Below are 25,334 nucleotides of genomic sequence, written 5' to 3' on the forward strand. Positions count from 1 at the left end.
ACCAACAGGTGACAGAGTGAATCGCTGGTTGGAAATGTTGTGCTTGTTTGGCTTGGTGCCGGTGTCGGTTGCCATCTTGGCCTCATTTTATGTGGGCTGGCTGATCCCCATTTTGCTGGCGGTTGGCCTGCTCTGTTTGTGGTTATTGCTAAGCGATCCGCAGTTTAAACGTTTTCGTTTATGGCATGTGCACGGCTTAAGAACCTGTTTACGCCATCAGTTGTTGTTGTTTTTGCCATTGGCACTGCTGATCAGCCTGCTGGTATATTTGTGGCTGCCCGAGGTGTTCTTTACCTTGCCGCAACACAATCAATCCCTGTGGCTGCTTACCCTGGTACTTTATCCGCTGATGTCGGTACTACCCCAGGAGCTGGTGTTTCGTACTTTCTTTTTTCACCGTTATAAAGGCATCTTACCCTCTAAAACCGGGCGCTTGGGGTTAAGCACCGCCAGTTTTGCCCTGGCCCATGCTGCGTACGGCAACTGGCCGGCGGTGCTGCTTTCTGCCATGGGCGGCCTGCTGTTTGGTTACCGTTATCTGCAAACCCGTTCGACCTTAATAGTGGCTATTGAGCATTCCATCTGGGGTATGTTTTTATTTACCGTTGGCCTTGGGGTCTATCTGATGCAGGTAGACCTGCTGAAGTAAGGCAATTCCGGTGGATCTGTATTGCCTAACGACTATAATCGGCGGCAATTGCAACTTGTGCTGGAAATGATGATGACCACATCTCGCCGCTTACTGCCCGAATGGGCGCCTCAGGAAGCTGTGATCCTGGCCTGGCCCCATGCCGATACCGATTGGGCCCCCTGGCTGGAACAAGCCCGTAGCTTATATATAGAACTGATCCACGCCATCAATCAGGCCGATTGTGGGGTATTGTTGCTGATAAGAGAAGGCGATATGGCCGACTTTCAGCGCCGGGTAAACAGCACCGACAAGGTGCTGCTACTTAAAGCCAATCCCAACGATACCTGGCTGCGTGACTATGGTTTTCTGACTTGCCAGTCAGAGCAGGGGATGCAGCCGGTGGAATACCAGTTTAACGGCTGGGGTAACAAGTTTGATGCATCCCGTGACAACCGGGCCAATCGCGAAATTCTGGCGCAGCTGTGCAAATTGCCGCTGATCAGCACCGATATCGTGGCCGAGGGTGGCGCACTGGAAATTGATGCAGATGGCCATTTGCTCTCTACCTCATTGTGTTTGCTCAACCCCGAGCGTAACGGCCAGATGAGCCTGGATGACTACCGCGCCCAATTTAAGCAGTATCTGGGGGCCTCTCAGGTCAGCATCTTTGAAAACGGCCATCTGGAAGGGGACGATACCGATGGGCATATCGACACCCTGGTACGCTTTACTCCGGATCAGGGCCTGGTGATCCAATCCTGCTATAATCGCCCGGATGACGGTCACTTTGCGGGATTGCAGGCGCTGGTGGAAGAATGCCGTCAGGCCTTACCACAGCACCAGATTTTTGAATTACCACTGCCGGTGATTTTCAGCGATGAAGGCGACCGCCTGCCGGCATCTTATGCCAATTACCTGATTAACAATCAGCAGGTGCTGTGCCCGATTTACGGCCAGCCCGAAGACCAGCTTGCTCTGGACTTACTGGCCAAGGCCTATCCGGCTCATAAAATTGTGGCGTTGGATTGTGCGGTGCTGGTGCAGCAATACGGCAGCTTGCATTGTATTAGCATGCAGGTGCCCCAAGGTACTCTAAAAGATGAAGTGATCGCGCAGTTGCGCAAAGGAGTTAGCGTCTATGGCTAAATTAAAAGTAGGTCTGGTACAGCAGGCCGTGGCTGGCAACGATAAATTGGCCAACTGGAGCAAAAGTGCAGAGCAGGTACGTAAGCTCGCCGCTGACGGTGCTGAGCTGGTGATGTTGCAAGAGCTGCACAGCACTTTGTATTTCTGTCAGGAAGAAAATACCGACTATTTTGATCTGGCCGAGCCTATTCCTGGTCCTGCAACCGAGTATTTTTCTGCCCTGGCCGCTGAGCTGAATATTGTGCTGGTAACCTCCTTGTTTGAAAAGCGCGGCTCTGGCCTTTATCACAACACCGCAGTGGTGTTCGACCGCAAAGAAGGTATGGTGGGCAAGTATCGCAAAATGCATATTCCAGACGACCCAGGCTTTTACGAGAAGTTTTACTTTACCCCTGGGGATCTGGGCTTTGAGCCTATTCAGACCAGTGTCGGTAAACTAGGGGTACTGGTGTGCTGGGATCAGTGGTATCCGGAGGCGGCGCGTCTTATGGCTATGCGCGGCGCGGATATGTTGTTTTACCCCACCGCCATTGGCTGGGATATGACAGATACCCTGGATGAGCGTGAGCGTCAGCATACCGCTTGGCATACCATTCAGCGTGCCCATGCGGTGGCCAATTCGGTGCCAGTGATCGTGGCTAATCGTACCGGTTTTGAAGCCTCGCCCATTGATGGCGACCCGGGAATTCAATTCTGGGGCCAAAGCTTTATTGCCGGCCCACAAGGGGAGCTGCTTGCCCAGGCCAGCAGCGACAAGGAAGAAACTTTATTGGTGGAGCTGGACTTGGCCCGTACCGAAAAAGTTAAACGTATTTGGCCTTACTTCCGTGACCGTCGCATTGACGCTTACGAGGATCTAACCCGCCGCTGGCGCGATTAATTGATTGTGGCTCTGCCTGTAAAAGGGCAGAGCCAGGCTTTGATTCCTTCCTCTTTATGAGCATTTGACCCGCCATTGTTGTCATTAGCAAGCTGGTGCTAACCGCGTAAGCGCCAGCAATTGCCAGGCTATTTCCAGATACACTAGGGCTGTTTCTGCTCATGATTTCTCAAGGGAATAGCCTTGGTCTGCGTCAGCAACAAGACTTGATGCTGAAAAGTATGCAGGCTTTGGCATTTGCCGTCATACTCATGTCATACAAGTTTGTTTATATGCCATATGGACCGGCAAAGAGCGGTTGCAGGTGTAGCCTTGTCATATATGCCGATTTTTCGATTTACATTACTTCTGTTCTGTTTGTTATTTCAGACAGTCTGTTTTGCCGACATCTTCCGGCGCGCAATCTTGGATTTACCCAGCTCCTTTGATCCCCGGCTGAATGTGACTAATACAGACAGCTTGCTCACCCTAGAATTGTTTGCTGGCATAACCCGCATTAACCGCGATGGTGAAGTTGTAGGGGACGTTGCCTCTCATTGGGAACGGCTCGAACAAGGAAAGGGTTACCGGTTTTATCTGCGCAAAGAAGCACGCTGGTCCGACGGGGAGCCGGTTGTGGCGATGGATTTTGTACAGGGCTTCCGCCATTTACTCAGCACAGGTAAACCCCTGCCTAGTTGGTTTATGCCACTGCAAGCCGATACAGCTAAAGGCATAACTGTTCAGCCTGAATCTGCGCTGGGAATGTTTGCTGTGTCTGAGCATGTTCTGGATATCGTCGTTTCTTCGCCCACGGAGCAATTATTGTATTGGTTGGCAGATAGCGCCGCCATGCCTCTGCCTTCTCATCTTTTTGAACAATTCGGACTGGGCTGGGCGAGACAGCAGCCGCTGGTTAGCAATGGCCCTTATCTGCTCGCAGGAACTGAGTTAAATCGCATTCATCTGCGTCGTAATCCGTATTACCAGGATACGGAAAAGGTGGCTATTGAACAGGTTGTCTATGAACGTTTGCCCGATAACATCACCTTGGTTCGTTATCTGGCACAAAGTCAGGCCGATGTGGCCAGTGGATTGGCATATTTTCAAATCAAGGGCGCGAAAAACCTGCCGGATTATCATTTTTCACGCCAGCGGCGCATGACCTTACTGATGTTCTTTATGAATCCCCAAGCCAAAGCGCTTCAGGACAGCCGGGTTAGGCAAGCTTTGTATCTGACCATGGACAGAAATATGATGGTACATAACCGTGATAAAGGCGAAGAGGCCATGTACGGCCTTATTCCTGATATGGCGGACTATGCCGCCCAAGCCGGTACCCAGAGGACTCATTCACAGCAACGTGAACAAGCCCGGCAATTGATGAAAAGTGCCGGGTACAATAAAGACAAGCCTCTGCCACTGCGTTTGGTGACCTCAGACCGTGAGCCTAGCGTGATTGATGCGGCCTTGGCCAAACGTATATGGGCGGATTTACCGGTAAGGATTGAAATAGAAAGGGCCCCCTTTCGGGATGTGGTTAAACGTATTCAGGCCGGGCAGTTTGATATGGTGAGGCGCATGTGGCAGGCCGAATATGGTGATCCTATGCGTATGTTGGATATTTATCTGCCACCTAACCTGGATTGGCAGGGCTTGCCCGAAACGCAATTGCAGGAGTTACTTGAAGAGGTTTCACAAAGTGGCAGAAGCCGAAATCAAAGCATAAAAGCACTTGAACGATTTCTGTTGTCGCAATACTTAGCGGTACCTGTGCTGCAAAATGTCACCTATCACTTGCTGGCCAACCGCGTTGATGGCTGGTCAGATAATGCTCTGGCACGCAATGAAAGCCGCTGGTTATCGTTGGCCCAATAACTAACTGTGGCTGGGGCAATTCGCTGGCTTATTGGCGTTGCAGCCATTCACAAGCTTGCTGGAGTTTGCCGTTCATTTCCCCATAGTTTTTCAGGTAATAGCCAAGGGATGAGGGGATGCCCGGAAAGTTCGAAACGGGTAATAGCTGGTTGCCGTTAACGTCTTGCATCAAGGTGTGTCCGCAAAATACCAGGCCTTGCCCGGCTTGTGCTTGCTGGATGGCGAAAAGCTCTTGATCAAAGTGCTGCTGTGGGCAGTGAACACTATGTGCCGGCAGCTGTTGACTAAATGCCTGCCACGGGGCGGCGGGTAAAGTGGCGTTCTTCCAAATGGGCAGCAGTATGTTGCAGACCTCGCCTTGTACAAACGCGGCCAATAAGCTGGCTGTGCCATAGAGATTAAAGGTCTCTTGGCTGAGAATGTTCTGCTGGTTGCTAACTTCTCCAAAACGAATCGCCAGGCCGTTACCAAATTGCGGCGGTGCCAACTGCTCACCACTGCGTATCTCAATAAGTGGCTCTGTAATAAAGGTCTGTAAGGCATTAAGTCTGGGCAGCAGCCATAAGGCGGCAAACGAGGAGGTGCAATCAATGATTAAACGTTTAGGTTGCTGCTTGAGTTCTTGTATGGCCTGAGCGATGGCAAACAGACTGTTTGAGGTGACGGTGGCCAGCTTTTCGCCTGCGGGAGTCAGTGTCACCCGGCGGGTGTGGCGGGTAAACAGTGGCTGGCCCAGCCAGCTCTCCAGATTACGGACCTGGTGAGATACCGCCGTGGGTGTCAAATGCAAGGCGTCGGCGGCTTGTTTAAAGCTGCCCAAGCGGGCCGCAGACGCAAAGACGCGTAACGCATTCAGCGAAGGGAGATGGTCTGTCATATTGTTTTGATGAATTAAATTCATCTGTAGTGTAAAAAACCTCCTTTGTCACAGGCAAGCAAAATTTTCAAAATAACCACTTCCATAATTCAGAAGTGAGTTAATTAATGAAGATTTTACGAATAGACGCCAGTGTAAGAGGGGATGACAACGAGAGACATTCTTACCGTTCCATTTCCAGGCAGCTTGGCAATGCTTTGATGGAAAGATTAAGGGTGAATGAAATTCACCATGAAATTAAGCTCAGAGATGTCGGTAAAACGCCACCGGCTTTTATTGATGAAGCTTGGTTGGCGGCATGTTTTACCCCATTGGAAAAACGTACCGCCGAGCAACAGCAGACGTTGGCGCTTTCTGATCAGCTATTTGATGAATTAGCCTGGGCGGATGTTCTGCTGATTACCACCCCGATGTATAACTATGGCATGCCGGCAGCATTGAAAGCCTGGATTGATCAGGTGAGTCGGGTTAATAAAACCTTTAGCTTTGATTTAGCCCGCGGCGATTTTCCCATCGCGCCGTTATTGTCAGGCAAGCAGCTGATATTGCTTTCTTCAACCGGCGAGTTTGGTTTTGAAGCGGGTGGGGTGCGAGAGCAGATGAATCATTTAGCACCGCATATTCGTGCGCTCAGCCCTTATCTTGGGGTAGAACAGATAGAGGAAGTTCAGGTGCAGTATCAGGAATTTGATGATGCCCGGCATCAGGCCTCACTGCGTCAAGGGTTTGCGTTGACGGTAGAGATTGCTGACAGGCTCAGCAACAGTGCCTTTTCTTACAGAGAAAAGGCTAGCGCTTGAGTCTCAATCAGGGCTAAAAGCTGGCCGGTCGGTGTGCGACCGGCCAGGAACATCAAGCCATATAGCTGATATGCTGATGAAAACGCAGCGTCAGCGCAGTACGGGCTGGATCTACGCCCAGATTCTTGGCAAACACCGATAAGGCCTCTTCCACCCGGTTCATAAAATGCCCATAACCGAATTCGGTATTGTCCTCTTTACCCGCCACAATAATAAAATGTGCAGTCTCCACCAGATTGTCGTTATCCCAGAAGCCTGCAAACTGTTGGCCAGGGGCATCTGGATCAAAGCTGATTTTTTGCAGTTCAGCATTGTGCTGACACTGATCTACCTGGCTGTTTCGAACCAAAGGCGTCAGGCCGTTGGCCACCATGGCCAGACGGTCGAGTTTCTTATCCCGGGTGGCTTTTAGAAACTGTTCTTCAAGTGCCAGGTACAAGGGCGCGAAATTGGCTGCGCCGCTGGCACCAAACTGCTGTTTTAGCTGTCGGGTCATGGGCAAGCTTAGCGTCACATAGCTGATGGCGGAGTGTTGCTGTGGCAGTTCACATTGTCTGGCTTTGTAGCGCGGATACAGGCCACGCAGTTTGTAACCGTAGCTTTCTTTATGTCCCTTTTCATGGGCATATAGGTCGTAAGACAAATGCTGATGGTCGCGGATCTTAATGTGGCAATCCTGCCCGGGCAGCTCGTCTTTTAACTTGGCTACCACGTTCATTACTTGCTGGTGGAATTGTGCTGCATGGGCACGAAGATCCGGGCCTGTGGCCAGGAACAGCAGTCGGATCTTACGCGCCTGGTAATCGGGGCTGATAAACAGGTTTTGACCTTCATGTACCGCTGGGTCATAGAAAAACAGGATCTGCTTGCTGGTCTGAAAGTGCATCGCTTCTATGTGATAGCGTACCACCGGCAATTTATCGTTGGCGATCATATGCACATTATGCAGACCGGCTTGCTCGGCCAGGGCAAAGAAGCGTTGGCTGAGCGTTTCGTAGCAGGTTTGGGCACTGTCAAAATGCTGATAGAAGGCGTCATCGGTTTTGATTTCTGCCATCAGATATTGGTTTGATCTGGCGTTAGTAGGAATATACACCCGATGTTTTGAATGACTGGCCATGCTGTCTCCTAGGACTGAGTAACTATTGATGGCGGGTATTCTATCCAGCGATGTGTGACGAAAAGTTGTTCCAGATTAAGTTTTTTCTGGGTTGTGAGATTTAGGGCAAAAACCCAACCACTTTTTGATCTCGGACAAAAAATGCTGCCGAGAAGTAGCCTGGTCCACGCAAAAACAGGCGACCGGTTAAAGCATATAGCGAATCAGTTGCACGATGGCCAGGATGATCATCAGCGGCCAGATCCAGCGGCTGAGACTGGCAACCTGTTCGGGAGTAAAACGATGGCGCGAACGTTCCAGCAAGGGAATAAGCACAAACAGGGCGATAAACAAGCCACCGAGAATATATAATACTGTCATCAGACCTTCCTTTCTTGCTGACTGGGCGCAGCGACGATGACCCGCCGTTGGGTCTTAGTGGCAAATATGCCACAATCAGCGCCAACATTATAACTACAAGGAACATCGATGGAATTTAAAATCGCCTCTGTTGTCCTGCTCGGCCTTAGCCTGACAGCATGCAGCCAAGCCCCCGAACAGGCTAACTCAACCGAACCTACAGCCGCTGCCACAGAACAAAATAATGGAATGGTGGTGAGCAAGGACTATCACTCATTTGCTAACCCTGAGCAAATCAAGGTGAACCACCTGGATCTTGATCTGGATGTGGACTTCAGCCAACAGATTATTTCTGGTGATGCCACTATTCAGTTCACGCGTGTTGAGCCTAATGCCACAACATTGGTGTTAGATACCCGCGATCTGACTATAGAGCGGGTAACCGCCATGGGACAAGATATTCCCTTTACCCTGGCCAAGGCAGACTCACACTTAGGTGCCGCGCTTCGCATTGAAGTGCCAGCGAAAGTGGAAGCCGTAACTGTCACTTACCATACCTCGCCGCAGGCAAGTGGCGTGCAGTGGCTGACACCGGAGCAAACCGCCGGTAAGCAGCAGCCGTTTTTATTTACCCAGGCACAGGCTATTCATGCTCGTAGCTTTATTCCCTTGCAAGACTCGCCGCAGGTTAGGGTGACCTATCAAGCGACTATTCGCACACCGGCCGAGTTGTTGGCGGTGATGAGTGCATCGAATGATCCGGCCACCGAGCGTGATGGGGAGTATCATTTTTCCATGCCTCAGCCTATTCCCTCTTATCTGATTGCTCTGGCGGTGGGCGATCTGGCTTTCAAGCCTATGGGCGAGCGCACTGGTGTGTATGCTGAGCCTTCTATGCTAGATGCGGCAGCTAAGGAGTTTGAAGATACCGAGGCGATGTTGAATGTCACGGAGAAGAAGTTTGGTCAGTACCGCTGGGACAGATATGACCTGTTGATCCTGCCCCCGTCATTTCCTTTTGGCGGTATGGAAAATCCGCGCTTGTCCTTTATTACGCCCACTGTGATCGCCGGTGATAAGAGCCTGGTGTCGCTGATTGCTCACGAGCTGGCGCATTCCTGGTCGGGTAACACGGTGACTAATGCCACCTGGCGTGACCTGTGGTTGAACGAAGGCTTCACCACCTATCTGACCTATCGCATTATGGAAATGATTTATGGTCCGGAACGAGAAGAGATGGAATTTGAATTGGGGCAGCAGTCATTAGAGGCGGATATTGGCAGTTTACCGCCGGCCGATCAGATGCTGGCTATTGATCTGCGCGGTCGCGATCCTGATGATGTGTTTTCTGATATTCCCTATGAAAAAGGTGCCTTGTTTGCTCGTGAGCTTGAGCAAAAAGTAGGACGCGATGCCTTTGATAAATTCCTGATGGGCTATTTTGAGCACTTTGCCTTCCAGAGCATTACCACAGATCAATTTATTGCTTATTTAGATGACACGCTGCTGAAGGAGCATGCAGATAAGCTTGACCCTAAACGTATTCAACAATGGATCTTCGAGCCAGGCATTCCGAATGGCGCGCCCATGGCGCACTCAGATGCCTTTACTAAGGTAGATGCGGCACGGGATAATTGGCTGTCTGGCGAATTGAAGGCAGCACAGATTGATACCAGCAACTGGAATACGCATCAGTGGCTACACTTTCTCAACAACATGCCTGAAACGCTAACTCAAGCGCAGATGCTTGAGTTAGACCAGGTCTTTGCGCTAACCCAGGCTGGCAATAATGAAATTGCCCATAGCTGGTTACTGATGGCGGTCAATAACTGGTATGAACCGGCATTGCCCCGTTTGCATGAGTATTTGGTGCACATAGGCCGTAATAAACTGGTCAAGCCGCTGTATCAGGCGCTGTCAAAAACCGAGCAAGGTAAAGCCTTTGGCCAAAAGGCCTTTGCCGAAGCTAAGTCTGGCTATCACCCCTTGACGGTGAAAGCCAACGAAGGCTACGTAGAATAACCAAGAGGGCCGTGAGGCCCTTTTTTATGTTCAGGATGAACGGTATGCCACGGTGGCAAGGATGCCAAGGAGTGGCGATGTCCGTTTAATAGGGAGTAGGCATGCTGCAAAGCATTCATCATGTGGCGATTATTTGCCGGGATTACCCGAGATCCAAAGCGTTTTATACTGAAACACTGGGTTTGCAGATTATTGCAGAACATCATCGCGCCGAGCGGGATTCCTGGAAACTGGATTTGGCCTTACCCGATGGTGGCCAGGTGGAGTTATTTTCTTTTCCCAGTCCGCCGGCCCGGGTTAGCCGGCCGGAAGCTTGTGGCCTAAGACATCTGGCCTTTGTGGTGGAGGAGCTGGATAGTGTTGTTGCTGCGCTGCAAGCTAAAGGCGTGGATGTAGAGCCCATCCGGGTGGATGAATACACCCATCGGCGGTTTACCTTTTTTGCCGATCCGGATGGACTGCCTTTAGAGTTGTATGAGCTTAACTAAGCTGAAATTTCTCTACCTGATTTTCCAGTTGTACTACTAATTGTTTTATCTGGTCGGTTGCTTGATGCGCTTGCTGTGACAAACTGGCGTTGTCTGAGGCAATCTTGGCGATTTCATCAACCCTGCTGCTGGTGCCTTGCCCGGCCTTTAGCTGGGTATCTGCGGCATGAGAGATATGTTCGCTCATCGCCATAATGGCCGACAGAGACTGGCCAATATGCGACAGTTGCTCCGAGACCTGACTGGCATTTTTTACCGCCTGTTCGCTGGTGGTGATACTGGCACTGACCGACGATTTGGCTTCTTTGGTGGCCGTTTGCAGTTTGCCTATCGTCTGTTGTATCTCACCTGTGCTGGCTTGGGTGCGCTGTGCCAACTGCCTGACTTCGTCAGCCACCACCGCGAAGCCCCGGCCTTGTTCACCGGCTCTGGCCGCTTCAATGGCGGCATTTAAGGCAAGCAGATTGGTTTGCTCGGCGATGCCCTGAATAACCGACAATACGCTGGCTATCTGGCTGACCTCGTCTTCCAGTACCTGAATATTGCTGCCTGCCTGTTCAATCTGGCGCTCTAGCAGCGCGATAGTGGAGGTGGACTGGTCGGTTAATTCATTGGCTTGCTTTCCCTGCTCATCGGCAGAACTGACCGACTGAGACGTCAGCTCAGATTGCTCGGCGACTTGCTGAGCGGAGTGGGTTAATTCACCTATGGTGGTGGCCACCAGTTGGGCTTGGGTATTAAGGGTGTGAGTGAGTTTATCCAGCTCATCAAATCGGGACTGCGAATCCTGGCTCTGTGTTTGCAGGCTGTGAGAGGCTGATTTAATGCTTTGTACGACTTCGCGCAGTTTGCTTTGCATATGGATAACGGCGCCTAGAATGCTGTCTCTGGCTATGGCATCTTGGTTGTCTGCTAACCGCAGATCGCCTTTGGAAACGCGCATCACCGACTCTCTGACCTGGCGGATTTCGCCGCCCAGCGCATGACTTAAGCTGAAACCGAAGCGAGCCAGCGCCAGGGCCAGGGCAATAGCGATAACTATCGATAAACTAATTAACCAGATAGCCGTATCCCAGTAGCGCTGGTCAACCTCCTGGTAACTGATACCGGTGCCGACATACCAGCCCCATTGTGGGGTTTTCTGTACTACCGAGGTGAGGTCGACGATTTCACCGTTGCGCTCATCATTCCAATAATAGGTAATAATTTCGCCGGTCCGGTTACCCACCAGTCCCTTAACCATCTGGCCAATGCTTTTGCCTTGTGCATCGGTAAAGTCGTTAAAGCTGGTGTCGTGAAGTTGAGGGTCGTGTGGGGTGGCAACAAAATCTAACTGATCATTAACCACATAAACGTATTCAGAGTCGTGATATTTGTTTTCCCTGAGGATCTGCGTCGCCAGTTTTTTGGCTTGCTGTTCCTCTAGCTCTCCTGCTGACACCATGAATTCAAATTGCTGAATCACATTGACGGTGCTTTTCATCAATTGATTGATACGAGCTATGTTGTCTCCTTCACTGGCTAACCTCAGTATATGTAAGCCGATAAAAGACACAGCCAGCAGAGACAGAAAAATACTGACGGCAAAAGCGATGATCTTGGCGCGTAAACTGAAAGAGTGGAACATAAATCCCCCGAAGTAGCTCAACGTCCGATGTTAGTTTTTGTGGTTATATTTAAATCATCCTTGTGACAATTTACCAAAAGCAGGGGGGTTGGCAACAGGTTGATAACAATTGCTGTGGTTAAATTACAAGATTAGATGCGAACTAACGTAAGTGTAGGGGAGAGAAAGCCAGCTTATCCAGCATAGGTCTGGATTAAGGCTGGTCACGATGCCGCTCTTTTGGGGCAAGCAGCTCGCTTATCAGCGTTTCCAGATAGCTGATCACGATCAACAAGGTTAAACTCGCGACCAGGGCTGCAACGGCAAATATCTGTTGTTCTTCGGGGTTACCAAACAGAAAATTGAGCAAAAACAAAAAGCCTAATAACAGCAGATAGATTCTGATGGCTTTTGCACGATGGCGGCGAAGTAGATGCCTCAATTTTTGTTCTGACATGTCACATCCCTGATTAACATCCAGCGCGGCTGATGATGTCCGATACCACTCATTACTATTAAGTTAGTTTGGCTTGGCTGGCTTATCAACTAAGGCCGCTAAGAATACGTCCAATACCCGTTTGTTTCGCTGAGTTTGACGGGTGGCCACATAGAAGTCGGTTTGGTATTGAAGTACATCCGGCAGCAGGGCGCGCATTTCTCCTTTCTCTACCCAGCGAGATGCATAATGTACAGGTAAAAAACCAATGTACTCATGGGTTAAGATCAAAAACGCAACCCCTTCACGGTCGTTGGAGGTGGCCGTGACATTGAGCTGATCAAACAGCTGTGGCTGGTTCATCTGCTGCGCGTATATGGGCAATACGGCGCTGTGCTGACCTATGCTGTAAAGCGTATCCTGATCAGCATAAAGTGGATGACGACTTGAACAGTACAGGGCGCTGGTTTCGTTGTACAAAGGCTGCAGCTTCAATCCGTCAATAGGTTGCAGGCTAGGCATTACCCCAACATCTAATTCGCCTTCTAGTAAGGCCAGGCTGATATCGGCGGGATTACTCATGCGAATATTAATGCGAATTTCACTGCTGGTCTGTTTCAGCTTAGCCAGGGCGTCGCTGATGGTGCGGTGGGGAATAGTGACCAGACTGTCTATAATGCCGATATTCAGCTCGCCCTTGAGTACCGCATAGGTATTGTTTACTTCTTCCTGAAAAATGTCGGTGGCATGCATTAATTTTTGTGCCGCTTCATAGACCTTCTGACCTTCCAACGTCAGGTTGAAACCCGCCCGTCCTCGGTTACAAAGCTTCATGCCGAGACGTTTTTCCAGGTCGGAAATATAGATGGAAATCGCCGACCGGCTGAGATTCAAAAGACTCTCAGCACCGGTAAAACTGCCGGCCTGAACGACGGCAATAAAGGTTTTGAGCAGTTTTAGATCGAGATTGCTGACCTGGCGTAGCTTGCGGGCATTGACCATCTTGCTGATAGTTTAAGAAACTCTAAACTGAACTGTATCAGTTGAGCATTTACTGTCCAAAGATTTTTACCTAGATTTTACTAGGGTTGATTTTTAAACCAGTCTCTTGTCTCTGAGTTTTTCGTTCAGGAATCCTTATATGACGGCTTTTCCCCCCAATCGTCAGTCGTTTTCAAGCCATTGGTTGGCATTCACCAGTAACCGGCGTTTTCACCAGCATCCCAAAATGGTCAGTCATGCCGAGGGCATTTTCTACCATACGCCAGAAGGGCATAAGTTGTATGACAGCCTGTCAGGCTTATGGTGTACCCCTTTAGGTCACGGTAATCAGGCGATAGCTGAAGCTATTAATGCGCAGATGCAGCAACTAGATTATGCGCCTGCATTTAATGTCAGTCATCCCTTGGCGTTTGAACTGGCGGATAAGCTGGTGGAGATGGCACCGGGCGATCTTAATCACTGTTTGTTCTGTAACTCGGGGTCCGAGGCGGCCGATACCGCGCTTAAACTCGCGCGGGCCTATTGGCGGGCCAAAGGTAAACCCGAAAAGAGCAAGTTTATCGGTCGCAGCAAGGGCTATCACGGAGTAAATTTCGGCGGCATCTCAGTTGGGGGAATTGGCGGCAATCGCAAAGTGTACGGGCAAACCCTGGATGCTTACCATCTTCCTCATACCTGGTTAGCAGAAAACTGCTTCAGCAAAGGTGTGCCTGAGGTGGGCGATCATCTTGCCGACAGTTTGCTGGCAATTCTGGAAGTGCAAGATCCCAGCAATATTGCCGCGGTGATGGTAGAGCCCATGGCCGGGTCGGGCGGAGTGATTATTCCGTCGGCTGGCTATCTTAAGCGCCTCAGAGCACTATGCGACCAGCATGATATCTTGCTGATTTTTGATGAAGTCATAACCGGCTTTGGCCGCATGGGCACCTTATTTGGGGCCGATTATTTTGATGTTCAACCTGATATTCTGACTTGTGCGAAAGCCCTGACCAACGGGGTGATGCCAATGGGGGCGGTACTGGCAAACACTGACATCTACCATTGCTTGATGGAGCAACCCGGTGATGACTATCTGATTGAGTTTCCTCATGGTTATACCTATTCCGCTCATCCGCTCGCCTGTGCAGCGGCATTGGCCAGTCTAAACCAGTTGCAACAGCCAGGTCTGTTGCCCAAAGTGGCGGACCTTGCCAAGGTGTTCGAGCAAGCTATTCACGAACTAAAGGGGCTACCGCTGGTGGAGGATATTCGTAATATTGGCCTGGCAGGGGCTATTCAGTTAACCATGGAGTCAAAGCAGCCGCTTAAACATGCCAGTGAAATCAGCGCCCTGTGCTGGCAAAAAGGGGTGTATGTGCGCTTTGGTGGCAACAACCTGAGTTTTGCGCCTCCCTTTATCTGTGAACCACAAGATATCCGGGAGATTTTTAGCCGGGTGGCAGAGGCAATCCAGGAGTATGACCGAGGTGTTTGATATGCCAAACAAGGTAGCGCGTGGCAAAAAGCGATTTAGTAACAAATGAGGATGAGAAAAGACACAAAAGTTGATTAATCCGACAAAAGCGCGCTATTTGTTCTAAATGCAAAATATTCTCAATGGCAGAGTGGCGTATCTGTTCAAGGTGATCTTTACTTAGGGAAAACAATCAGATAAAGGCTCAAACCATGTCTTCTGTGACTGGTTGTTCTGCATCTTCTGCGGCGCTTGGCAGGCTATCTAAGTCGAGGCCGTATCAAGTGACTTGTGTGAAACGCTGTATCGCTGCGCTCAGTCCAGTGTACTTGTCTTTGCTTAGTGCAATGACGTTCGCCGATACCGATGAAAAACTGCCTGGAATGGAAGTGATATATGTGACCAGTGAACGGGTTGCCTCCAGTGAGTTAAATACCCCCTATGCCACTGTGCATATCGCCGAGCAGGATATTCGCCAGCAACTTTATCGAAGTATGCCCGACGTGCTGAGAAATGCGTCCGGTGTGATGGTACAAAAAACGGCTTATGGCCAGGGTTCCCCCTATATTCGCGGATTTACCGGCTTTCGCACCCTGTTTTTAGTGGATGGTATTCGGCTGAACAATTCCATTTTTCGCGAAGGTCCCAACCAATACTGGAATACCGTGGATCCCTTTTCTATTTCAGAGTTGGAACTGGTTAAGGGTCCCAGTTCTGCTCTTTATGGGGCAGACGCCATAGGCGGAACAGTACAGGTTTTCAGTGCCCAATTGGAGCCTCGCTTAGTACAGAGCGAAACGCAATGGCAGTACTTCCTGAGGGGAGCCAGTGCGGAGCATTCCCAAGTGGTTCGAGGCAGTGTCAGGCATGAACAGCAGGGGACAGCATTTCAATTTGGCGGGACCCATAAGCATTTTGGCGATCTGACCCGCGGGGGAGACGTTGCCCAGCCCAATACGGGCTACGATGAATACAACGTTGACGGCAAGCTTGTGGTGGCGCTTGATGAAGATTTGCTGCTGACCAGTGCCGCATTTTACACCCGACAGGATGATGTGCCTCGCACTCACCGAACCATTTATGCGACTAGCTTTGCTGGCACCCAAATTGGAAATGAACTTCGCCGTGATTTGCATCACGAGCGTTTTTTGGCGTACCTGCGATTGGATGCCAACAAGCCTTTCTCTTTTGTGGATGATATGCAGCTCACGCTTTCCTGGCAAAAACAGCAGGAGAGTAGGCAGCGAGAGCGCAGTGGTAGCCGTTTTGATACTCAGGGCGTCAGGGTGGATACCCTAGGGCTGCAAGTGCAACTGGTATCCCAGTGGCAAGGAATGCAGCTGGTGTATGGGGTGGAGAGCTATTTGGATTCGGTAGACAGCGATTCTTCGCAGAATAGTATTCAGGGGCCGGTAGCGGATGATGCCAGTTATCAATGGCATGGTGTTTATTTGCAAGGGCGCAAGGCACTCACCGAATCCTTGGACTTGCTCGCCGGGGTACGTTTCAATTATATGCAGGCTGAGGCAGATAAGGTCAGCCACCCGGTCAGTGGCAATCTGACCAGCCTCAATGAACACTGGAGTGATACGGTGTTTAACCTAATGTTCAATTATCGACTGGATAATGAGCAAAGCTTATATACAGGGGTTTCTCAGGGGTTTAGGGCCCCTAATTTGTCGGATCTCAGCCGGTTTGACAGTGCACGCAGCAATGAGTTTGAACTACCTAGTACCGGGCTGGACTCGGAGCATTTCACCCATTTCAGTCTGGGTTACAAGGTCTATACCGATAAGCTCAAGGCTGATCTGGCCGTTTTTTATACGGATATTCAGGATCAGATTGAGCGGATACCGACAGGATTACAGAATCAGGCCGGCGAGTTTGAGATAAGTAAAGCGAATTTGGGAAATGGCTATATGCGGGGAGCCGAATTGAGTCTGGAATATCAGTTTGCCCCGCACTGGCTTGCTACAGGTCTGGTGGCGTATATCACCGGGCAAACTTCCACCTATGCCGACAGTACTCAGGTTTTGGTAAACGAATACCCAAGCCGGTTGATGCCTACCACCGGCCAGGTATCGATAAAATACCAGCGCGACAGTTGGTTTGCTGAGGCCCAGTGGGTGGGGGCGAAAAGGGCCGATCGTCTGTCCAGTCGTGATCGGCTGGATAGCCAACGTATTCCGCCGGATGGGACGCCTGGATATGGGGTGCTGAACCTTAAGGCCAGTTATCAATTCAATGATCAATTAGAACTGAATATGGGCTTGGAGAATCTGCTAGATCAGGATTACCGCATTCACGGTTCAGGACAAAATGAGGCTGGCCGTAACTGGATTGTGGGGGTGTCGGGCTTTTTTTAATCGGCCAAACCCGGCCTTAGGCCGGGCCTGACCCGATGCATTAGATTTTGGATGTTTTTCTTGCCTGAGCGACCAGCAGTAAGCCACCAACAAACAGCAAAAGCCCCGCAGGCTCAGGTATCTGGGTGCAGCCATTGGCGCCGATACAGACGCTGGCATCTCTCAAAATTGGTGAGATGGCTCCACCTTGTTCATCACCAAAGGTGAGGAATGGGCCTGTAAAGGACAGTGAGGACAGCCCTTCGCCAATCGCGACAAAGTCGATAGAAGCCAGCCGGAACATATTGCCCAGGCCATCTTGGTTGGCCATCAAAGTGGCAATGTCATCCAGTGAGAACTCGTAAATATCCAGTAATCCCGGTGCAAGCACCGCATCACAGGTAATACCGGGTATGCAGCCGAAGGAGTCCACGCCAAAATCGAAGGTGGCCGAGGAAAAACTCAGGATACTGGCATCAAAGGCAATATCCACATCCCACGCTCCCAAATATGCGGGATCCGCGGAGCCGTCCCACAGAATGTCAATAGTGATGGTATCGCCCAGATTTCCTGACGATGATGCTGGATCCAGCATTATGATAGGGGTGGCCAGCGCATATCCTGGCAAGCACAGCCCAATTCCGAGTAATAAGTGTCGTAAAAGTTTCTTCATTACCTTTTTCCTTCTTGCCGTTATGGAACCTTGATTAATTATTGTGATATCGCACAACGTGCGTTATCACACTGCAATACACAAATACGGGAATCCAGTACGTTGATAATGCCGTTGGCATCCAGGTCAAAAATAGGATCGCCAGGAGGCACGCTAACATTGCGGTTAGCGTTAATGTTCTGGATATCGAGTATGTTGACTTCACCGTCTGCGTTGTTGTCGCAGTTGGCAGTGGCAGCACTAGCCACCGTCAGATCAGAGAGAACAGGGGACTCGTCATTACTGTTGGGGCGAAGAACAGTACGAACTTGCAGAAATTGACCCAATAACCCCAGGCCCCCTGCATTGTTACCTACCGGGGTATAGGCCAGCAGACTCAGACCTGCCAAGGTATCTGCCGCTCGTGCCTCAACATCAATACTGGCACCTGCCGGAATATTGCCTTCGGGTTCACTGTTCCAGCTTACTTTATCCCATTCGTTACCTGGGCTGCCGCTGTCGGTGACCACTGTCCAGATACCTGTGGGGTCGGTTTGGGTTCTAGCGCCAAAACCGCTGGCATCACTGTAGGTATAAGGTGCACGGCCCACAGGTATGGTCGAGATAAAGTTACAGTTAGTGTCGTATTGGGAAATGGAGTTTGAGCCAGTATTGATGGTCCAGATACGGCCGCCCTTACCTATAATAGGACCGCGTTCGCCAGCCGTACCGACAGAGCATACGGGGGTGCTAATAAGGTCGCCGCTACCGTTAGAGGCAAATTTACGCAGGGTGGGAGTGCCAAACCAAACCGCCCCATCACCGTCTACGGCCACGCCGGTGCCCGAGAAGGCAACACTGAACTGGAAGGTATTGGTCGCTGGATTGAAGGCATGCAGGGTACTGCCCAGATACACTCTGTCATTACCCACCGCAATACCGTAGTTACTTTGACCTGCGCGGTTCGTCGTCCAGGTGTCGGTATTCGTATCCACTTCCACCAGTGTGGAAGCCAGGGTTGCGCCCCACAAGCGGCCACTGGCGTCTACCGCACAACCGTAGTTAGAGGCACTGGTGGCAATGGGGCCGGCTAACAAACTACCGGCTTGGTCAAACTTATAGTAGGACTGACTGGAACTGTAGGTGCCAGCCCAAAGGTTACCATTGGTATCCAAGCATAATGACCGTCCAAGGTGGGCCGGTCCGGCAAAGCTGGTTACCCAGATTACGCGCTCATCACGAAACTCACTGATTTGCAGTATACCGTCGCCATTATCATCAATAACGGGCAGCATCTCGTCGGGCTGGATCATGCAATCCCCATTGGTGTCAACCGACGTGTCGATAACTCCGTTACCGTTGCGGTCTACGCCACCCTCTACGGCAATTTTTAACAATTCTGGAGAGCGGCCCCCGGAGAAGTTGCGATTGGCCACATAAACGTTGCCGTCGGTATCCACTGCGGTGCGTGATGGGGCAGGGCCAGAAAAGGCACCATGATTGGCAAGAGCTGCGGGTGTACCGAATGATGTGAGGTATCTGGCTTCCTCACAGCCGTTGCCGCCGTCACCGTCGGTGTTAACCCGCGACATGGTGTCTTCACCGGCATTGGCAACCCAAAGAATGGGAAAGGTATCCCCCACCACATTGATCTGAAGTTGGTTACTGTTAGGTGCATCATGATTCAGGGAGCTGAGCGAACCCAAATCGAAGTCTGCATCTGTGGTATAGGTTTTGGTTGTGGCAATAGCCGAGCTTACTAAAAACACCGCTGAGGCTACGCCGACACAAACTTGTGCGTGTAGACGTTGCATGGATTTTCTCCTGAGAAGGTTAGTTTGAGGCATGAAAGCCTCCTTGGGTGGCTGGGACTGCTGATGGTTGACTCTGATATCCTTTCGCAGGTGCAATAGCTTGCATTGTCCTGGTATGTAAATTGACGTAATAAATGTTTGAATGCTTTTTCCCCTGCCAACTGGCTAACAGAACCTGACGATCGTTGGGTAACCAGGCCGGATCGGCCACTTGATAGCTACCATCCGTTACAGCCTGTGGATTGGTGCCATCGCTGTTCATGACATAAACCTGGGTCCTGCCTTGCACGCCACGGGTAGAAAGAAAGAGGATCTTTTTGCCGTCATTTGACCAGCTTGGTTCAATATCGGAACTGGCAAGAAAGGTCAGTTGGGTTTCCTGGTGACTGTTCAGGTCAAAACGGTACAGGTTGTACTCGCGGTTTCGTTTTGAGTGATAGAGCAAGGTTGTCGAATCGGGTGACCAACTGGCTGGGCCATCTTCGTGTTTGCCATTATTGGTTAACTGACGGTGCACACCGTCCTTGACGGAGAATAGCCAGATATCGCCTTTACCCCGCAGATTGAATTTTCGATAGGCAATCCAATTACCGTCTGGCGACCAGGCTGGTGCATCACTGCTGTCTAGATCCTCTGGAGCCATAACTCGGTGCAATGCAGCGCTTTGCAAATCCAGGATAAACAAATGAATGGGGCCGTCCCGATCTGATAAATAAACGACCGACTGACCGTCGGGTGACCAGGCGCCCTGGCCATCAAATCCGGGATGATTGCTCAAGTTGGTTTGATGCGCCCCGTTTGCCTCCATAACATAGAGTTCTGAGACACCAAGACGATTAGAGGTGAAGAGAATTTTGTGGCCATCGGGTGACCAGCTGGCTTCATAGTCGTCGCGATTGTTGGAGGTGAGTTGCTGGAGATGTTGGCCACTGAGATCAACAGAATAAATCTCGCGGTCACCATCCTGATTGGAAACAAACAACAATAATGGCGAGTTATCAGCCGGCGCTGAGCTGCTGGCAGCATCGGTTGCGCGCTCTGCGCTGCAGCTCATAAGCAATAAAAGAGCTGTTATCGCTAAACTAGTTACACCTTTGAACGCATGAGTCATAGGTTATTCAACCAGCTATCGCCATCAGAGACTAAGCCATTAGTATCTGTGTGGCTACCAAAAGCACCTGGATGTGACGTCCTTGCTTTCGCCTTGATTTTCCGATGGATAGATTGTTTATCTATCGGTTTAGGTTGTGTGCATAATTTGAACCACATTGTAAAAGCTAGCTTTTTCAATAGCCTGCTTTAAGACTCAAGAACTAATGTTTAAATTTTGTAAATTTTTCTGACGCTGTGGTAAAGAGCATTTTCAGACAAGCTAGTGACGGGATGGGTTGTTCAGATAAACGGTGACCAACTCGCCATTTCTGTCGATGGTCAGCATAAGGGAAGCTGAAGAGGCCAGTGGGGCAAGAGCCGAGACCGACAGGTTTTCCTGGCTTAGACTAATACCATTAATGTCCTTAATGACATCACCGGATTGTAACCCCAATTGGAGAAAGTGAGCTGAGTCGCCAGCCGGGCTGATACGGTATCCTTGAAACGTGCCATTTTCCTGATAACTCTGGCTGTGGAATATATTGTTCAGCACATTCAGGGTTTCCGGCCGCTGGGGTTCTGTGGTTGGGGACTCGGGCCGTTCGGCTGTTGCTAAAACAGGCGCCTGACGAAGAGGCAGTTCGACCTCCTGACCGGCGCTGATGATTTTAACCCGGTCGGGTAATATCTCACTTAACACGGCATTTAGGCCCTGGATCTTTTGTCCTTGCTGATATGTTTGTTGTTGCAGATCTGAGCGCATTAACACTGCGACTGAATCTTGTTCCGTCCCAAATACCAAGCCGACCAATTGCAGATCTATCTTCGGTGGGTTTGATGGTCTCTCACTCGGCGTGTTTGGCAGTGGCAACACAGCAAGGGGATTGGGCTTGGTATGCTCAGGCGAATGAACTGGGCGAGGCACGGTCTCCTGATGACTTGGTTGGTAAACCAATCCCATTGCGGTGAGGACTAAGACCGCGCAAAAAAAGCCTAACCAAAGGGTTCGTCGAGTCATGGCACACCCCATTATGCGTCTTTAGAAAGCATAATGGGGGATAGGTATTGTGCAACTAAATAGCCTTTGCAACGTTGACGCGCTATATGCCCAACTTGTCCCGCAGGTTGTAATAAGCCGCTCCCATAGCGGTAAACGGAATTTGTAATGCCCGCCCACCTAAAAGGGGAAGGTGTGGCAACTTGGCAAATACATCAAAGCGACTGGCCTGACCGGTTATGGCTTCGGCAGCAACTTTTCCGGCCAGGTGGGTGCAGGTGACACCATGACCGCTGTAGCCCTGCATGTAGTAGATGTTAGTGTCTAGCCGCCCAAACTCCGGTAAACGGGACAAGGTCAGCAAAAAATTACCCGTCCAGCTGAAGTCAATTTTTACTCCTTTAAGGCTGGGAAAGGTGGCTTCAAGTTTAGGTCGGATTAAACGTTCTATATCCGCCGGATCGCGGGCACCGTACACCACGCCACCGCCATACAGTAGCCGGTGGTCGGCTGTGGTACGGTAGTAATCGAGCAGGTAGTTGCAATCTTCAACACAATAATTGGCCGGTAGTAGCTCACGGCAACGGGTTTCACCTAATTCTTCGGTAGTGATGATTTGAGTACCGCAAGGCATATTGCGTTTGCTAAGCTCTGGCAGCACATGGCTGAGATAGGCATTGGCGCCAACCACCAGATAACGGGCGTTAACCGAACCCAGTGCAGTATGCACTTGCACGGTTTTACCTCGCTGGACTTTGGTTACCGGACTTTGTTCAAAAACCTGTCCTCCAAGGGACTGGATCGCCCGGGCTTCTCCTTGTGCCAGTTTCAGGGGCTGGATATGGCCGCTTAAACCATCACTGAGGCCACCCACATAGCGTTCGGAATTGACAATATTGGCCAGCGCGTTGCTATCCAACAGAGTAAGTTGCTGATTGCCGTGTTGCTGCCATAAACGCTGCTGTGTTTCGAGGTGTTGCATTTGTTTGTCGTTCAGGGCAACAAAGGCGCCACCGGGTACATAGTCACAATCAATCTGATACTGCTGGATCAATTGTCTGATAATCTCGCCGCCTTCGAACATCATAGCGGCCATGGCATCCCCCGCAGCCTGACCATAACGGGTGGCGATATGATCCACATCACGGCTATAGCTGTTAACTATCTGTCCACCATTACGCCCACTGGCGCCATAGCCGATGCGATTGGCTTCCAGCAGCACAACTTTCATTCCGGCTTGCGCCAGGTGCAGGGCCGTCGACAATCCGGTAAAGCCACCCCCTAAGACGCAGACATCGGTATGCAGGGTGTGTTGTAGTTGTGGATAGTCAGTGCTACCTGCGTTGAATTGATAATAGCTGTTAACAAGTTCACCCATCTCAGACCTCCCAATGGGAAGCCAGGCCCCAATGGATCTGGCTCATTGCAAACCTATTCAGAAGTTATAACTGACGCCCACTGTGAACTTGGACGAATCATCACCGTCCAAATCGTTATACCAGGCGCTGACATCAAACGAGAAGTCGCCGTAGTCTTTCAGCACAGACAGGCGGCCCCAGTCATAGTCTTCATCTTCGCCATATTCTTCCCAACCCTGGCGGCCGTATTCGAGCTCCAGTGAGAGGTCTTCCTGAATACTGAAACTGGCTACAACTGACATATGCAGAGCATTCATATCTTCATAGGCGCTGGAGCCTAGAGAGTCATTGGTGTAGTCAAGGTTGATACCCAGACTGAAATTGCTTGATAACGCTTTGCTAAGCCCGGCGTGCAACTCCATATAGTTGTATTCATCTTCATCCAGATAGGCGTAGTAAACCGCCATCAGGTCATATTCCAGTCCGTCTGCCAGTTCACCGGCATAGCCTACGAACAAATCCACTTCGGTATCATCCGTGACCGGTGATGCCCAGATTCCGGCATACCAGCCTGAATCTTCGGCGCTCCAATCAAGACCTGCTTGAATGGCCGGGTCCTTGTCATTCAGGCTCAGTCCCCGGAACATATAGTCTGAGGTGAGAGTAACATAACCACTGACTTCAGCATTTGCCATGACAGGCAGCGCAAAGAGTAGGACGCTTGAGAGTAATTTGGTTTTGAGTTTCATCCAGGTTTCCTTCAATACATTATTGTTAGTATCCAGACGGGACAACTTACTCCGCCTTGGGTTGGGAACGTGTCCCAATGCTCTTAATGTTTACATAACACGATGACCGACTCGGGTTTTAAACGCTTGTAATCAGTGACCGATTTCCTGGTAGGTGGATTAAAGTTGGATCCACGTGGTTTTCAGTTCAGTGTATTTGTCCAAAGCATGCAGGGATTTATCTCGCCCGTTGCCGGATTGTTTAAAGCCACCAAAAGGCACTGTCATATCACCGTCGTTATAGTTATTGATCCACACCGAACCGGCGCGGAGCTGTTTGGCGAGTTTATGGGCCCGCGACAGGTTGGCGGTCCACAGGGCTGCCCCCAGTCCATAGTCGGTGTCATTGGCGATTTCAATGGCTTGCTGTTCATCATTAAAGGGAATCACTGTCATCACTGGGCCGAATATTTCCTCCCGGGCAATACGCATTTGGTTATCAGCGCCGGTGAAAATGGTGGGTTCAACAAAAGCCCCTTTGTCTGCATCCAGCGCCGCTGAGCCGCCCAGCGCCAGAGTGGCACCGCCTTGCTGGCCCCATTGAATGTATTGCAAAACGCTGCCCTGATGTTGTTTATCCACCAGAGCACCCATGTTTGTGGCAGGGTTCAGTGGGTCGCCGGGTTTGAAGTGGCGACTGGCTTCCACCACTTTTTGTACAAACTCATCGTGAATACTGCGCTCTACCAACAAACGGGTGCCGGCCACACAGACCTCGCCTTGATTGTAGAAACAGCCTGACGCGGCGCTGCGGGCGGCCTTATCTAGGTTCGGACAATCGGCGAAGACAATATTGGGGTTTTTACCGCCGGCTTCGAGCCAAACCCGTTTCATATTGGATTGACCTGCGTATTCCAACAGCGTGCGGGCGGTGCGGGTGGATCCGGTAAAGGCCAGGCAATCAACCTGCATATGCAGCCCCAGCGCTTTGCCTACCGTGTGGCCAAATCCTGGCACCACGTTAAAAACACCGTCTGGAATACCGGCTTCACTGGCAAGCCGTGCCAGATAAATCGCCGTCAGCGAGGATTTTTCTGACGGTTTGAGTACCACTGAGTTGCCCGCCGCTAATGCCGGGCCAATTTTCCAGCAGGCCAACCACAACGGAAAATTCCACGGCGTAATAGCCGCTACCACACCAATGGGCTCGCGGGTGATAGTCGCCAGCACATCCTCTTGGGTGGGGGCTACTTCATCATAGATTTTGTCGATAGCTTCGCCGTGCCAGCGAATCACATCGGCGCTACCGGGCACATCCACATGAAAACTCTCGCTGATGGGTTTGCCCATATCCAAGGTTTCTAACGCGGCAAGCTCGGTTTGGTTTGCCTCCATTAAGACGGCCAGTTTAATTAGTGCCTCTTTGCGTACCTTAGGTGACTGATTTCGCCACACGCCAGACTCAAAGCTTTGCCTGGCGGTCTTCACGGCTAGTTCAACATCGGCTTCATCGCATTCGGCGATATGCGCAATAATCTCGCTGTTGGCAGGGTTTACACAATCAAAAGTGCGGCCGCTTTGGGCCTGGGTGTAGCCGCCGTTAATAAAAGCGCGCCCTTCAATTTGTTGCTGACTGACAAGCGCTTGGCAATAGGCTTGCCACTGGTCATAGGTTTTGTCACTCATCGGAT

General features: G+C 50.7%; 22 protein-coding genes. 9 read left to right on the forward strand and 13 right to left on the reverse strand.

Features of this window, described 5'->3' with window-relative positions; genetic code table 11:
• Nucleotides 1-16: 16 nt before the first annotated feature.
• The 4 genes from IEX02_RS18120 to IEX02_RS18135 all read left to right on the forward strand — a co-directional run bounded on the left by IEX02_RS18120 (nucleotide 17) and on the right by IEX02_RS18135 (nucleotide 4,514).
• Nucleotides 17-649 (forward strand): CPBP family intramembrane glutamic endopeptidase, encoded by a 633-nt coding sequence (locus IEX02_RS18120; protein ID WP_229702289.1) that lies wholly within the window; start codon nucleotides 17-19, stop codon nucleotides 647-649.
• 72 nt (nucleotides 650-721) lie between these two features.
• Entirely contained in the window at nucleotides 722-1,777 is a 1,056-nt protein-coding gene (locus tag IEX02_RS18125) for an agmatine deiminase family protein (protein ID WP_188698575.1), read from the forward strand.
• A complete protein-coding gene (locus tag IEX02_RS18130) occupies nucleotides 1,770-2,657 on the forward strand; it encodes a carbon-nitrogen hydrolase (protein WP_188698577.1) in 888 nt (295 codons plus the stop codon). The genes IEX02_RS18125 and IEX02_RS18130 overlap by 8 nt, the downstream gene beginning before the upstream one ends.
• Nucleotides 2,658-3,062: 405 nt before the next feature.
• Nucleotides 3,063-4,514, forward strand: a complete 1,452-nt coding sequence (locus IEX02_RS18135; protein WP_188698581.1) for a peptide ABC transporter substrate-binding protein — start codon at nucleotides 3,063-3,065, stop codon at nucleotides 4,512-4,514.
• A 28-nt stretch (nucleotides 4,515-4,542) separates the two neighbouring features.
• On the opposite strand, the gene IEX02_RS18140 is transcribed toward IEX02_RS18135, so the two are convergent.
• The gene (locus IEX02_RS18140) at nucleotides 4,543-5,391 is read right to left on the reverse strand and encodes a LysR family transcriptional regulator (RefSeq protein WP_188698583.1); all 849 of its coding nucleotides are present in this window, start codon (nucleotides 5,389-5,391) and stop codon (nucleotides 4,543-4,545) included.
• A gap of 107 nt (nucleotides 5,392-5,498) precedes the next feature.
• On the opposite strand from IEX02_RS18140, the gene IEX02_RS18145 reads away from it, so the two are divergent.
• Nucleotides 5,499-6,191 carry an FMN-dependent NADH-azoreductase gene (locus IEX02_RS18145; protein WP_188698586.1) on the forward strand — a complete coding sequence of 231 codons (693 nt, stop codon included), beginning with the start codon at nucleotides 5,499-5,501 and terminating at the stop codon, nucleotides 6,189-6,191.
• A gap of 52 nt (nucleotides 6,192-6,243) precedes the next feature.
• Here IEX02_RS18145 and IEX02_RS18150 read toward each other — a convergent pair whose 3' ends face one another.
• Together IEX02_RS18150 and IEX02_RS18155 are read right to left on the reverse strand one after the other, a co-directional pair.
• A complete protein-coding gene (locus tag IEX02_RS18150; RefSeq protein WP_188698589.1) occupies nucleotides 6,244-7,311 on the reverse strand; it encodes a DUF3083 family protein in 1,068 nt (355 codons plus the stop codon).
• Nucleotides 7,312-7,497: 186 nt separating this feature from the next.
• The gene (locus tag IEX02_RS18155) at nucleotides 7,498-7,671 is read right to left on the reverse strand and encodes a hypothetical protein (RefSeq protein ID WP_188698592.1); all 174 of its coding nucleotides are present in this window, start codon (nucleotides 7,669-7,671) and stop codon (nucleotides 7,498-7,500) included.
• A gap of 108 nt (nucleotides 7,672-7,779) precedes the next feature.
• Between IEX02_RS18155 and IEX02_RS18160 the strand changes: the two genes are divergently transcribed.
• Nucleotides 7,780-9,672 carry a M1 family metallopeptidase gene (locus IEX02_RS18160; protein WP_188698595.1) on the forward strand — a complete coding sequence of 631 codons (1,893 nt, stop codon included), beginning with the start codon at nucleotides 7,780-7,782 and terminating at the stop codon, nucleotides 9,670-9,672.
• Between the two features lie 101 nt (nucleotides 9,673-9,773).
• The gene (gene gloA2, locus IEX02_RS18165) at nucleotides 9,774-10,160 is read left to right on the forward strand and encodes an SMU1112c/YaeR family gloxylase I-like metalloprotein (RefSeq protein ID WP_188698598.1); all 387 of its coding nucleotides are present in this window, start codon (nucleotides 9,774-9,776) and stop codon (nucleotides 10,158-10,160) included.
• Here the strand turns inward: gloA2 and IEX02_RS18170 are convergent.
• The 3 genes from IEX02_RS18170 to IEX02_RS18180 all read right to left on the reverse strand — a co-directional run bounded on the left by IEX02_RS18170 (nucleotide 10,153) and on the right by IEX02_RS18180 (nucleotide 13,204).
• Nucleotides 10,153-11,787 carry a methyl-accepting chemotaxis protein gene (locus tag IEX02_RS18170; protein ID WP_188698600.1) on the reverse strand — a complete coding sequence of 545 codons (1,635 nt, stop codon included), beginning with the start codon at nucleotides 11,785-11,787 and terminating at the stop codon, nucleotides 10,153-10,155. The two genes, gloA2 and IEX02_RS18170, sit on opposite strands and share 8 nt — an antisense overlap.
• A gap of 193 nt (nucleotides 11,788-11,980) precedes the next feature.
• A complete protein-coding gene (locus IEX02_RS18175; protein WP_188698602.1) occupies nucleotides 11,981-12,223 on the reverse strand; it encodes a hypothetical protein in 243 nt (80 codons plus the stop codon).
• A gap of 63 nt (nucleotides 12,224-12,286) precedes the next feature.
• The gene (locus IEX02_RS18180) at nucleotides 12,287-13,204 is read right to left on the reverse strand and encodes a LysR family transcriptional regulator (RefSeq protein WP_188698603.1); all 918 of its coding nucleotides are present in this window, start codon (nucleotides 13,202-13,204) and stop codon (nucleotides 12,287-12,289) included.
• A 139-nt stretch (nucleotides 13,205-13,343) separates the two neighbouring features.
• Here IEX02_RS18180 and aptA point away from each other — a divergent pair, with 139 nt between their 5' ends.
• Together aptA and IEX02_RS18190 are read left to right on the forward strand one after the other, a co-directional pair.
• Nucleotides 13,344-14,678, forward strand: coding sequence for an omega-aminotransferase AptA (gene aptA, locus IEX02_RS18185; RefSeq protein WP_188698605.1), 1,335 nt, complete (start codon nucleotides 13,344-13,346; stop codon nucleotides 14,676-14,678).
• Nucleotides 14,679-14,950: 272 nt separating this feature from the next.
• On the forward strand, nucleotides 14,951-17,023 hold the full coding sequence (locus IEX02_RS18190) for a TonB-dependent receptor plug domain-containing protein (protein ID WP_188698608.1): 2,073 nt from the start codon (nucleotides 14,951-14,953) through the stop codon (nucleotides 17,021-17,023).
• A 40-nt stretch (nucleotides 17,024-17,063) separates the two neighbouring features.
• On the opposite strand, the gene IEX02_RS18195 is transcribed toward IEX02_RS18190, so the two are convergent.
• The 7 genes from IEX02_RS18195 to IEX02_RS18225 form a co-directional block, all read right to left on the reverse strand.
• Complete coding sequence (locus tag IEX02_RS18195) at nucleotides 17,064-17,675, reverse strand: cohesin domain-containing protein (RefSeq protein WP_188698613.1); 612 nt, start codon at nucleotides 17,673-17,675, stop codon at nucleotides 17,064-17,066.
• Nucleotides 17,676-17,713: 38 nt separating this feature from the next.
• On the reverse strand, nucleotides 17,714-19,468 hold the full coding sequence (locus tag IEX02_RS18200) for a hypothetical protein (RefSeq protein ID WP_188698616.1): 1,755 nt from the start codon (nucleotides 19,466-19,468) through the stop codon (nucleotides 17,714-17,716).
• A 19-nt stretch (nucleotides 19,469-19,487) separates the two neighbouring features.
• A complete protein-coding gene (locus IEX02_RS18205) occupies nucleotides 19,488-20,522 on the reverse strand; it encodes a TolB family protein (RefSeq protein WP_188698618.1) in 1,035 nt (344 codons plus the stop codon).
• A 318-nt stretch (nucleotides 20,523-20,840) separates the two neighbouring features.
• Nucleotides 20,841-21,485 (reverse strand): type II secretion system protein N, encoded by a 645-nt coding sequence (locus tag IEX02_RS18210; protein WP_188698622.1) that lies wholly within the window; start codon nucleotides 21,483-21,485, stop codon nucleotides 20,841-20,843.
• Between the two features lie 175 nt (nucleotides 21,486-21,660).
• Complete coding sequence (locus tag IEX02_RS18215) at nucleotides 21,661-22,935, reverse strand: NAD(P)/FAD-dependent oxidoreductase (protein ID WP_188698624.1); 1,275 nt, start codon at nucleotides 22,933-22,935, stop codon at nucleotides 21,661-21,663.
• Nucleotides 22,936-22,992: 57 nt separating this feature from the next.
• On the reverse strand, nucleotides 22,993-23,664 hold the full coding sequence (locus tag IEX02_RS18220; protein WP_188698629.1) for a TorF family putative porin: 672 nt from the start codon (nucleotides 23,662-23,664) through the stop codon (nucleotides 22,993-22,995).
• 159 nt (nucleotides 23,665-23,823) lie between these two features.
• Nucleotides 23,824-25,329 carry an aldehyde dehydrogenase gene (locus tag IEX02_RS18225; RefSeq protein ID WP_188698632.1) on the reverse strand — a complete coding sequence of 502 codons (1,506 nt, stop codon included), beginning with the start codon at nucleotides 25,327-25,329 and terminating at the stop codon, nucleotides 23,824-23,826.
• Between the last annotated feature and the right edge of the window lie 5 nt (nucleotides 25,330-25,334).

This window comes from Bowmanella pacifica (assembly GCF_014645355.1).
Lineage (GTDB): Bacteria > Pseudomonadota > Gammaproteobacteria > Enterobacterales > Alteromonadaceae > Bowmanella > Bowmanella pacifica.